Source organism: Collinsella sp. 1033st1_E11_1033SCRN_220408 (assembly GCF_039062465.1).
GTDB lineage: Bacteria > Actinomycetota > Coriobacteriia > Coriobacteriales > Atopobiaceae > Parolsenella.
In genome coordinates, this window is the sequence record NZ_JBCLNF010000004.1 from 7,169 (window position 1) to 18,569 (window position 11,401).

Genomic DNA, 11,401 nt, shown 5'->3' on the forward strand with positions numbered 1-11,401 from the left:
ATGGAGCGGACAACGGGGTTCGAACCCGCGACCCCCACCTTGGCAAGGTGGTGCTCTACCAACTGAGCCATGTCCGCACGTGAAATGGATGCGGCCTGACGGGCAGGCCGCTCATTTCTTTGGAGGCGACGCCCAGATTCGAACTGGGGGTAGGGGCTTTGCAGGCCCATGCCTTACCACTTGGCCACGTCGCCGAAGAAAAAAGGGCCGGCCGGGCGGCCGGCCCCTCAATCTCATGGAGCGGACAACGGGGTTCGAACCCGCGACCCCCACCTTGGCAAGGTGGTGCTCTACCAACTGAGCCATGTCCGCGTGCGAGAAAATACTATACGCAAGACTGTGCATTCATGCAAGCGTGAATTTCAACTTTTTTCGAATTCGCTTGCTACCTGCAACTTTAGCAGAGACGAAGTTACAACCCAACGCTTTGTGCTCTGCATGCTCCAATCGCCCGCCTTTATGCCAGCAGCCCGGCCAAAGAAACGGGAACCCAGAATCGACAGCAGATCAATCGGGTCACCACGGCACCACGATTCCCAAAACGACGCCGCGTCCGCCCTAGACGGTGGCGGCCATTGGAGTGAATAGCTTCACGAGGCGTACCACGGTTCCCGTGCCGCTAGGCTTGCGGCAGATCTCAACGGAGTCGGAGAGCATGCGCATGAGCTTGATGCCGCGACCGCGTTCGAGGCAGTCGTCGCCCTCCCCCTGCGGGACCTCCCCGTCTTCATCCAGCTCGAAGCCGGAGCCGCAATCCGTCACTTCGACCACGGCGCGATCTGGATAGACCCACACGGTAAGCAGGACGCCTTCCGCACAGGTGTGGTCAACCGCGTTGCCCAACGCCTCGCCACCGGCAAGCGTGAGATCGAACACCTCGTCGTTCGTGAGGTCCGTGCGAGAGAGGAGTTGCTCGAGGCGGCGGCGCGCGGCACTCAGGTGGGTCTCATCCACCCGCATCGTACCGTGCCAAAGGGGCCTCACGGAGGGATCGAGCGCCGGAACTGGTGGCTTGGGGGCCCTTCCCATAACGGGAATGAAGTCAACGAGACGGCATATCGCAAGCGACCGGTACACGTTGTCGCCCACGTTCACGAGCGAGAGCAGGCCGCCCTTCTCCGCAAGGCGCCGCGCGTAGGCGAGGATCAACGCCATCCCAAGGCTGTCGACATAGTCTGTATCCGCAAGGCTGAGGATGACGCGACGGCAGCCGCCATCAATCGCGCGATCAAGGTAGGCGCGCACGCGCGGAACGCTCGCAACGTCCAGGTCGCCTCGCACGGGAAGTAAGAGTATGTCGCCAGTCGATGTCATGCCCCAATTTTGCCCAGACGCGCGGGGGTTGATACCTACGCGCGGCAAGGTTTCCGCAAACGTAAGGACCATGTCGCCGCAAGCTTAGGCCTTCCTCTGGCGCGAGCCACCGAGCTGATCAAACCTCAGCACAACCATCGCCACGTCGTCGTCGAGGCTGCGCTCGGTAAAGACATCGATTCGCTCGAGCAGGCGGTCAAGCATGTTGTCGAAGTCGCCCGCGGCCTCCTCCATCACGGCGTCACGCAGTCCCTGCTCTCCGAAGAAGGCGCCGCTCGGGTTACGAGCCTCCGTTGCGCCGTCCGTGTAGAGCAAGATGCGATCCCCCTCAGAGAGGGAGACGTGGCCATCGTGGTACGTCATGCCGCGGAAGGCGCCCACCACGCCAGACTGCTCGTCGAGCGTCTCCATCTCGCCAGTCTCCGCACGCAGGAGCAGCGCTGGGGGATGCCCGGCAGAGCAATAGGTCAGCGTGCCATGCTTGAGGTCCGCAACGCCCACAAATAGGGTGGCGAAAGTCTCCAGGCGTGAGAAGCCGAGGAGAAAATCGTTAAGCAGGCGCACCATGCGCGCGGGCGGCTGACCCTCCCAGGCATAGGCTCCAAGGGCCGTGCGCACAGCGGCGGAGACGCTCGCCGCCTCAACGCCCTTACCCGAGACATCACCCAGAATCACGCAGGCGCGACGGTTGGGCAGACGGATGAGGTCATAGAAATCGCCCCCGACAAGCGCGGCAGCAGTTGCAGACGAGTAGAGCGCATGGGCCGTGATGCCCTCGACCTCCTGGAGCTCGCTCTTCATTCCGCTCTGAAGCGCCTGTGCGATGCGCGTGTCCTTGTTCCTACGCTCGCCCGCCTCAACCTCTTGGCGGACGTCGATGGCAATGCGACGGAGCAAGTCGAACTCTGCGTCATCTATGGGCTCCTTGTCCGGGGTGCGCATAAGCAGCGCGGCCCAACGCTTGCCCGCGAGCATTCCGAGGTCGATAAGGACCGCAGAGCCCGTGAAGCCCTGCTCTTCGAGCCATCTTGCGAGCCTTGACCCCTTCGATGCCGCAACGACGGCTATGTCCGCATCGACGCGCCCGCGGACGAGGTCGTCTATCGAATATGGGAGCTCCACCTCCCCCACGCCAGGCAACGAGACGCGAGAGCCCTCCGAAAGGCCTGACGCGTGAATGCGGACGATTTGGACATTGAGCTCCTCCGTCAGGGCCCGAGAGAAGCTCTGGAGGTTTTCGTCGGTCGGGGCGTCGAACCCCTCGAGCATCGCATGAATACGAGTGGCGACAGCGTCGAGTTCCTGGGCCCTCTGGGCTCGCATGGTTGAGATGGCAGCAGCGAACTCTACCGAGAGGTACTGGGCCACCGTATCGAGAAGGCGCGCGTCGTCGCGGCGCGTTGGATGCACCTCGGTCCAACCTAGCTCAATGATGGCGATCACGCGCTCGCTAAACCACATGGGAACGCAGATGAAGCTCGAGAAGGGCGGCGTCTGTCGCGCAGGGATGCGGCAGCGAGCGCCAGTGTCCTCGTCCATGAGCTCACGTGACGTGAGCGCACCACCGCGAAGGCTCCTCTCGCTGGGAGGGAGCAAACGCAGCCGCATGGCGCCGCCGGATCGAGAGACGACGGTCTCGAGGCCTTCGCCATAGGTCATGAACTTCGGGACTCTCTTACCTTCAAGCGAGTGAGAACGGGCGCGTAGCCGATACCCGGTGTCATCCGCGAGGAAGAGCAGAGCACCCGAGGCCTCAAGGGTGTCGCACATCTGCTCGATCACCTCGCTGAAGAGGGTCTCCACGTCTTGGGAGTCAATCGTGTCGAGCACGATCTTGAGCGTACCCGAGAGACGGCGATTGGCAAGGGAGAGCTCGTCGAGCAGGCGATCGTGCTCTCGCTCGGCCGCAAGGGCAGAATCCGCAGGACGCATGACGATGACATAGGTCTCGCCGCCGCCACTCACGCGGTCAGCTCTGGCACCCACGATTGCCGCCCCGCCGCCAGCAAGCCTTAGGGAAAGACTCACGAGCGAGCCATCGGCGACAAGCGGGAGAACGGGCGCTGGCGCGTCCAGAGCGTGAGGACGTGACGGGTCCTCGAGGATATCCGACACAGGGGTACCTACAAGCTCATTGGCATCCAAGCCAGAAAGAGAGGCCAGCTGGGGATTGGCGGAGAGAATGCGACCGACGCCGTCGACCACCAGAATGGCATCGGTCGAAAGCGCCATAAGGGCCGCAAGGACACCGGGCATGGCGGCGCGACCGACGTGATCGACCTTGGCAAGCGCGCGCTTAGCCGGCATGACGCCTCCCGTCCGGGCGCGCGGGCGCGCTGCCCCTAGATAGCAAAAACGGGCCCGAAGGCCCGTAGATTTGCTGGTGTCGGAGGCGGGACTTGAACCCGCACGACCTTTTAGTCAGTCACTAGCACCTCAAGCTAGCGCGTCTGCCAATTCCGCCACTCCGACTTTTCAAGTGCGCGTTTCGCGCGTGAAAGAATATACCTCGATGCCCCTACGGACGCAAGCGTGAATTTGAACTTTTTTCTAAAAAAGTTGTCTGGCGTGCGTTACCGCAGGTGAAGGGCCAAATGGACGAGAAACAAAATTCACGTCTGCAAGTCTTGGTCTCGCTCCCCAAGAGGTTTCCCATCCGGAAGAGGCGACGCCAGCGCCCGGAAGGCTATCCCTTCCGGAGGAAACGGCGTCGGCGTCCGGGAGGGTATCACATCCGAAGGAGGCGACGTCAACGCCAGGGAGGCTATCCCTTCCGGAGGAGGCGACGTCGACGCCCAAGAAAAGATCCCGCCACCCAAACGGATGGCGGGATCCTAGAAACGCACCTTACACTCCCCTAGAGCTCGATCGAGGAGCCCTTGATGGGGTGCGGCTGCGCAAAGTGGCAAGCGCAATAGTGGCCAGGCGCGACCTCGCGAAGCTCGGGACGCTCCTGGGCGCACTTCTCGCAAGCGATCGGGCAACGCGTGTGGAAACGGCAGCCACTCGGCGGATCGATCGGAGAAGGCGGATCGCCCTTCAGGATGATGCGCTTACGCGAACGCTGCATATCCGGGTCGGGAACAGGCACAGCCGAAAGCAGCGACTGCGTATAGGGGTGGTACGGCTCGGCGTAGAGGGTCTTCCAGTCCGAGACCTCCATCATGTTGCCGAGGTACATAACGGCGACGCGATCGGAGATGTGCTGAACGACGGAAAGGTCGTGAGCGATGAACAGGTACGCGGTTCCGTACTGATTCTGAAGGTCCTTGAGAAGGTTGAGGACCTGGGCCTGAATCGAGACGTCAAGCGCGGAGACGGGCTCGTCGCAGATAATCAGCTTCGGCTTGAGCGCAAAGGCGCGGGCGATGCCAACGCGCTGACGCTGACCACCCGAGAACTCGTGCGGATAGCGGTTGATGTGCTCCGGATTGAGGCCGACGACATCAAGCAACTCACGCACATAGTTCATGCGCTCGGTCTTATCGGGCATCTCACCGTGAATGACAAGCGGCTCAGAGATGATCTCGCCGATGGTCATACGCGGGTTCAGGCTCGCATAGGGATCCTGGAAGATGAACTGCATGTCGTGACGCATGCGCTTCAGGTCCTTCTTGTGCATGGCGGAGACGTCCTCGCCATTGAAGAGGACCTTGCCACCCGTGGGGTGCGTGAGACGCATGATGCAGCGGCCAGTCGTGGACTTGCCACAGCCGGACTCACCAACGAGGCCGAAGGTCTCGCCGGGGAAGATGTCGAAGCTAATGTCGTCGACCGCCTTGACGCTCTTCTTCTCCTTGGAGAAGACGCTGGAGTCGACGGGGAACTCCTTGGAGAGGTGCTCGACGTGAAGCAGGGGCTCGGTCATCCTAAGCCTCGCCTCCCTTCGTGCGGGAGTTAACGGGCGCGTTCTTCGCGATGAACTCGGGGTCGCTGGCAAAGTGACAACGAGAGTAGTGTCCAGTCTCGGAGGTGTAGGTCTCCGGGCGCTCGTTGCGGCAGCGATCGGTCGCATACGGGCAGCGCGGCGCAAAGCTGCAGCCCTTCGGCAGGTTTACGAGAGAGGGCGGGTTGCCCTTGATCGGGGTAAGCGGCTTCTTCTCGTCAATGACCTGCTCGGGAATCGAGCGCATGAGGCCCCAGGTATACGGGTGCGTCGGGTGATAGAAGATCTCCTCGGCAGTGCCGAACTCGACCGGACGGCCGGCGTACATGACCATAATCTTGTCTGCCACGTCAGCCACGACACCGAGGTCGTGGGTGATCATGATGATCGCGTTGCCGTTCTTCTCCTGCATCTCCTGCATGAGCTCGATGATCTGCGCCTGAATCGTCACGTCGAGGGCCGTGGTCGGCTCGTCGGCAATGAGGATGTCGGGGTCGCAGGCGAGCGCCATGGCAATCATGACGCGCTGGCGCATGCCGCCGGAGAACTGGTGCGGATAGTCCTTGACGCGCTGCTCCGGGTTGGGAATGCCAACCATATCGAGGAGCTCAATCGCACGCTGGGTAGCCTGCTCCTTGGTATAGCCACGGTGCAGGCGGAGGCCCTCACCAAGCTGTCGGCCGATGGTGTAGACCGGGTTCAGCGATGTCATCGGGTCCTGGAAGACCATGGCGATGTCATTGCCGCGAATCTGCTGCATCTCAGCCTCAGACATCTCGAGCAGAGAGTGGCCGCGATAGCGGACGTCTCCCCCCTCGATCTTGCCCGGAGGCATCTCGATGAGGCCCATGATGGTCATGGCGGTGACGGACTTGCCCGAACCAGACTCGCCGACGACGCCGAGGGTCTCGCCACGGTCAAGGGTATAGCTCACGCCGTCGACGGCCTTGACCACGCCGTCGGCAGTGTGGAAGTACATCTTGAGGTCATCGACCTCGAGAAGGTGGCAACCCTCGGGAACGGGCTGGTTCTTGAGGTCGAGCGCGGGCTCGGCAGCCTTCTTCTTACCGAATGCCATTACTATCACGCGTCCTTCATCTTGACGTCGAGCGCATCGCGCAGACCATCACCGAGAAGGGTGAAGGCAAGCACGGTGGAGAGAATCGCCAGGCCGGGCATGATCATGAGCCAGGGCTGGGTCTGGAGGAACGTCTGACCGTCCTGAATCATGATGCCCCAGGAAGGGGTCGGCGGGGTGACGCCCATGCCAAGGTAGGACAGCGCGCTCTCGGTGAGGATGGCGCCGCCCACGTTCATCGTGGCGTAGACCACGATGGAGGCAACGGAGTTGGGGAAGATGTGACGCGCGACGATGCGCAGGTCAGAGGCGCCCATGGCACGCGCGGCGTCGACGTAGTCGTTCTCCTTGACGGAGAGGATCGCCGAACGGAAGACACGGGCGATGGACGGCCAGCCGAGGATGCCGATGGCGATGAACACGTTCTGGATGCCCTGGCCGATGACGGCGAGCATCGTGATGACGAACAGCGTGTACGGAATCGCCAGGAACATATCGGCGAGACGCATGATTATCGTGTCCCAAATCCCGCCATAGAACGCGGCAAGCGCACCCATGACGAGGCCGATGGCCGTGGAGATGAGCGTGGCGATAACGCCGACGGTCAGAGACACGCGAGCGCCATAGATGACGCGGCAAAGCTGGTCGCGGCCAGTGGCATCGGTGCCGAAGGGGTGCTCGGCCGAGGGCGGCAGCTTGGAAGTCTGCGCAACGGTCGTTGAGTCGATCTGCGTAGGCGAGCCAAGCCACTGGGGAGCCCAGAGGTCAGCCGTAAGCGCCACGACGATGACGAAAAGGATCCAGACGGCGCCGATGAGGGCGAGCTTGTTCTTCTTGAGGCGCTTCCAGGCGTCGCTCCAGAGGGTGCGGCTCTTCTCGGGAGCCTGAGCCGCGGACTCGATGGTCTCGTCAGCTGCGTTCTTCTGCTCTTCGATAGACATTCAGCGCACCTCCCTAGTTCTCAGACTTTGACGAGCCAAAGCGAATCCTGGGGTCCAGGAACGCATAGCTGACGTCAACCAACAGGTTGATAACCATCACCACGACGACGACCACCGTGACGCCGCCCAAAACGATGGGCCAGTCACGCTGGGTGACCGCACGGTAGATCTCGTAGCCGACACCAGGCCAGTTGAAGACCGTCTCGGTCAGGATGGCGCCGGCAAGCATGCCACCGAAGTCGATGCCAATGTAGGTCACGACAGGAATGAGGGCATTCTTCAGGGCGTGGTGCCAAATGATGTCGCGCCTCGAAAGACCCTTGGCCTTCGCGGTGCGGATGTAGTCCTGGTTCATAACCTCAAGCAGCTGCGAACGCATGATGCGCGCGGCATAGGCGGTGGAGACGGAAGCGAGGGTCACGGCAGGAAGGATGTAGTGAACCCAGCTCTCGAACTCGGAGTTCGCTCCGCCGGCGCCAGAGATAGGCAGGTAGAAGGCACCGCCGGTGGCCTTCTTCAGGAAGACGCCAAAGAAAAGCTGGAGCATCATGCCGAGCCAGAAGGCGGGCATCGCCACGAGGATCGAAGTGACGAGCGTGACAAGGACGTCCCAGAACGAATAGCGCTTGATTGCGGAGACCATTCCGGCGCCGATACCGACTATCGCCTCGAGGATGATGGCGACGATAGCAAGCTTCACGGTGTATGGGTACTTGTTCGCCAAGATGTCCGACACCTTCATGTTGCGGGTGTAGGACGTGCCGAGATCACCGTGCAGCAGGCCATTCATGTATGTGAGGTACTGCTTCCAGATCGGCGTAGGGATGGTGTTGCCATCCTCGTCATAGAGGGCGCGGCCGTTCTCGTCTGTCTCGATGAGGCCGTTGGTGATGCGGATCTGAAGCTCCGTCTCAGGCGTTACCTGCTTGCCACCGGTGATGATCTTGACCGGATCACCGGGGACGATGGTCTTCATGGCGAAAAGAATCATGGTCACGCCGATGAAGACCGGAATGAACTGCAGGACGCGCTTGAGTATGTACTTTCCCATGCGTACAACTCCTGTCGTAATGACGGGCCTTGCAAGAGGCGGCTTGAGGCTGCCACTTGCAAGGCCCCCTACCAGCGACGGGGCACCGCCACGGGTGCCCCGTCGCCCAAACGATCTCTATGATCGTGGGTACCTAAGAATAAAGGGACTAGGCCTCGAGTTCAACCTTATCCATCATGATCAGCTTCTGCGGATCGATGTGGAGGTACTTGACGCGGGAGGAACCGACCATCTGGTGCTTGTAGAAGAACAGCGGCACGACGGGCATGTCAGCAGCGATGATCTTGTCAATCTCCTGGTACTTGGCCTCGCGCTCCTTGTCATCAGCGATGGCGCGGGCCTCGCTGATACCGTTGTCGACGGCGGGGTTGGAGTACTTGCCGTAGTTGTTGTCAGCACCGGTAGCGAACAGCGGATACAGGAAGTTGTCCATGATCGGGTAATCGGCGATCCAGCCGAGGCGGCCGATCTGGAAGTCAGCGTTCGGGTAGGTGTTGGTGAGGATGGAGCTCCACTCGGCGGTGTTAGAGGTGGCATTGATGCCGATGGCCTTGAGGTCAGCCATGACCATCTCCATGACGGCCTTGTGGTCGCCATCGAGGTTGTAGGTCAGAGCGACGTTGATGTCACGCATGCCGTCAGCGTTGGCAGGATACTTGGCGTCAAGCAGGGCCTTGGCGGCGTCCGGATCGTACTTGGAGAACTCCCAGCTGTTCTCGACGTAGCCAGCGATTCCCGGAGGAACGATGCCACCGGCCGGCTCGCGGGTGCCCTCGAAGACGGTGTCGCAGATGGCCTGGCGGTTGATGGCCAGGGAGATGGCCTTGCGGATGTCGACGTCCTTCAGGGTCTCGTCGGTGACGTTGAGCATGAGGTAGTAGACGGAGAGCTCAGCGCCGGTCAGGACCTGGTGGCCAGGGGTGACGGTGGAGCCGTCCTCGGACTCACCGTACTGGGAGATGGCATCCTTGAGCTGCGTGGTGGGAACGGAAGCCATGTCGAGGTTGCCAGCCTGGAACTCGGTGTAAGCGGTCTGGACGTCCTTCTGGATGTTGAAGTGGACGCCATCGATGATCGCAGGGTCACCGTAGGAGTAATCGTCGAAGCGGACGATGTTGATCTGCTGGCCGTCCTCCCACTTGCCGTCCATCTTGAAGGGGCCGTTGCCCACGGGAGCGAAGAAGAAGGTGTCGAAGTCGTCCATGGCGCAGTCAGGCACGGGCGAGAGAGCCGGGTGCATGCAGACGAACGGGAAGTCAGCGTAGGACTGGACGAGCTTCACGACGAGGGTGTCGTCATCCGGGCAGGTGACACCGGTAAGCTCGGTGGCGTCGCCAACGGAGAGTTCGGAGTAGCCCTGGACCATGGCGAGGTGGTAGCCGATGCCGGAGGCGTGGGTCTCGGAGGTCTTCGGGCTAACGATGCGCTCCCAGCCCTGCTTGAAGGACTTGGAGGTAACGGTGGTGCCGTCGTGGAACTTGGCGCCCTTCACGAGGTGGAAGGTGAACTCATCAGCGGCGTCGTTAACATCCCAGGACTCAGCGGCAAGACCGATGAGCTCGCCCTTGTCAAAGTCATAGGTGGTAAGAGCGTCGAAGAGCTGGTAGCCGACCTGCATGCCCTGGTCTTCCTCGAGGTCATACGGATCGATGGCAACGGGGTTGTTGATGTAGTAGTTGAGCGTGCCACCAGTGGCCTCGCCGGAAGCGGCGGGGGCGCTGCCCTTCTTGCCGCAGGCGGCAAGAGCGGCCATAGCGCTGGCGGCAAGGCTGCCCTTGACAAACGTGCGACGGTTCATGGACGTGGTCATGAATCCCTCCCTTGTTTGCGACGCCTGCCAGAAGGCCCAATGCCTCCCGTAACGTGACGTCTCAGTTTTGCTTGCGGAACCTGTTGCCATAGGGCGGATACCGCAGGACGACCGCCCTGCGATCACAAACAAGTAGACTGCTTGCAAACTTAAGGAAGGATTATCCGTTTTATTTGCCAGGGCGGCAACCTCAAAACCCTCTTTACCAAGATAAAGCCGCCCTGCGTAACAATGTATTAACAAAGTGTATGCCGTTTCGGGCAGAAATGCATGAGGTTCATACTGATTTGCATCGAAACGGGCATTGCTCGGTATTGAACAAGAGAAGCTCTTGAGGAACGGATGGGCACTATATTCAAAAGCGATGCGCAGGACGAGATGCGTCTCGCGTAACGTTTTGCGCGCTCGGCCCCGTTGTGCGCCATGTTTTGCGCGCCGTCGCCCGCCGCGCGCCGCGTTCTGCGCGCAGTCGCCTCGGAACGAACCCGCGCTCGCACGCGCAAGACGCAGTCGCCGCGGAACGCATGCGCCGCGTGGCATATGCCACCGCATGGCTCACGCCGCGCAACATGCGGACGTCTCGTGAAGCACCCGCCGCTCACAGCAAACGGCCGCCGCGTCGGGAGACGCAGACGGCCGTTTGGTCAGTACGTTATAACTCGCAAATTAGGCGCCGATGGTGCCCAGCGGGTAGGTGAGCATGAAGATGACGATGGTCGCAAAGAAAACGACGGCGGCAATCACGGTGAGACGGTCGAGGTTCTTCTCCCAAACGCCGCTGCCAGCGTTGGCGTTGTACATAGAGGAGGCGATCATGTCAGAGACGCCGGTGCCCTTACCGGAGTGCATGAGCACGAGAATGATGAGGGCGACAGCGGAGATGGCCCAAGCCACCAGCAGAATCGTATTAAGAGGACCCACGTGATGCTCCTTAAGCAGACACAAACATACAGCAGAAGAGGATACCACAACTCTGCACCGCGACCTCGCTGTTGCTAGAGGCTATTCCCGCGGCACACTCTCGCCACGCGCTCGGACGCAGGCCGCGCGCAGCGGGCGGCACGGGCGGCACGGGCGGCACGGGCGGCAAAACCTACCTCTTGTAAGGTTTCGGGGCCAATTTCGGGGTCGAAACGTTACAAGAGGTAGGTTTTGGGAGGAGGAGCTCTCTCGAGACATGCAGTTATTCGAGCTATCGGGACGTTTTTGGGCGCACATCTCGAATACGTGCATGTTTCGGCGAAGGACGGGCCGCGAGGGTAGGCAACGCAAGGGCAGGCAGTGCGGCGGCCCGGAGCCGTAGCAAAGCGCCGCCCCTCCC

The 11,401-nt window shown here is 61.3% G+C and carries 8 protein-coding genes and 4 tRNA genes; all 12 read right to left on the bottom strand.

Annotated elements, in window-relative coordinates; genetic code table 11:
• Position 1 precedes the first annotated feature (1 nt).
• Positions 2–77 (bottom strand) — tRNA-Gly (locus tag ABCN07_RS04605).
• A gap of 43 nt (positions 78–120) precedes the next feature.
• Positions 121–194: transfer RNA gene (locus tag ABCN07_RS04610), tRNA-Cys, on the bottom strand.
• A gap of 42 nt (positions 195–236) precedes the next feature.
• Positions 237–312, bottom strand: a tRNA-Gly gene (locus tag ABCN07_RS04615).
• 246 nt (positions 313–558) lie between these two features.
• Positions 559–1,314, bottom strand: coding sequence for an anti-sigma factor antagonist (locus ABCN07_RS04620; protein ID WP_343005588.1), 756 nt, complete (start codon positions 1,312–1,314; stop codon positions 559–561).
• 84 nt (positions 1,315–1,398) lie between these two features.
• Entirely contained in the window at positions 1,399–3,621 is a 2,223-nt protein-coding gene (locus tag ABCN07_RS04625; protein WP_343005590.1) for a SpoIIE family protein phosphatase, read from the bottom strand.
• 74 nt (positions 3,622–3,695) lie between these two features.
• A tRNA-Leu gene (locus ABCN07_RS04630) sits at positions 3,696–3,786 on the bottom strand.
• 385 nt (positions 3,787–4,171) lie between these two features.
• Positions 4,172–5,182 (bottom strand): dipeptide ABC transporter ATP-binding protein, encoded by a 1,011-nt coding sequence (locus tag ABCN07_RS04635; protein ID WP_293835439.1) that lies wholly within the window; start codon positions 5,180–5,182, stop codon positions 4,172–4,174.
• Position 5,183: 1 nt separating this feature from the next.
• Positions 5,184–6,278: an ABC transporter ATP-binding protein gene (locus ABCN07_RS04640; protein WP_293835442.1), complete on the bottom strand. Its 1,095-nt coding sequence runs from the start codon at positions 6,276–6,278 to the stop codon at positions 5,184–5,186.
• A 5-nt stretch (positions 6,279–6,283) separates the two neighbouring features.
• On the bottom strand, positions 6,284–7,219 hold the full coding sequence (locus ABCN07_RS04645; protein ID WP_293814220.1) for an ABC transporter permease: 936 nt from the start codon (positions 7,217–7,219) through the stop codon (positions 6,284–6,286).
• 13 nt (positions 7,220–7,232) lie between these two features.
• Positions 7,233–8,270, bottom strand: coding sequence for an ABC transporter permease (locus ABCN07_RS04650; RefSeq protein WP_343005593.1), 1,038 nt, complete (start codon positions 8,268–8,270; stop codon positions 7,233–7,235).
• A 148-nt stretch (positions 8,271–8,418) separates the two neighbouring features.
• Positions 8,419–10,080 carry an ABC transporter substrate-binding protein gene (locus tag ABCN07_RS04655; protein ID WP_343005595.1) on the bottom strand — a complete coding sequence of 554 codons (1,662 nt, stop codon included), beginning with the start codon at positions 10,078–10,080 and terminating at the stop codon, positions 8,419–8,421.
• 666 nt (positions 10,081–10,746) lie between these two features.
• Positions 10,747–11,001, bottom strand: coding sequence for a preprotein translocase subunit SecG (gene secG, locus ABCN07_RS04660; RefSeq protein ID WP_293814223.1), 255 nt, complete (start codon positions 10,999–11,001; stop codon positions 10,747–10,749).
• Positions 11,002–11,401: the final 400 nt, after the last annotated feature.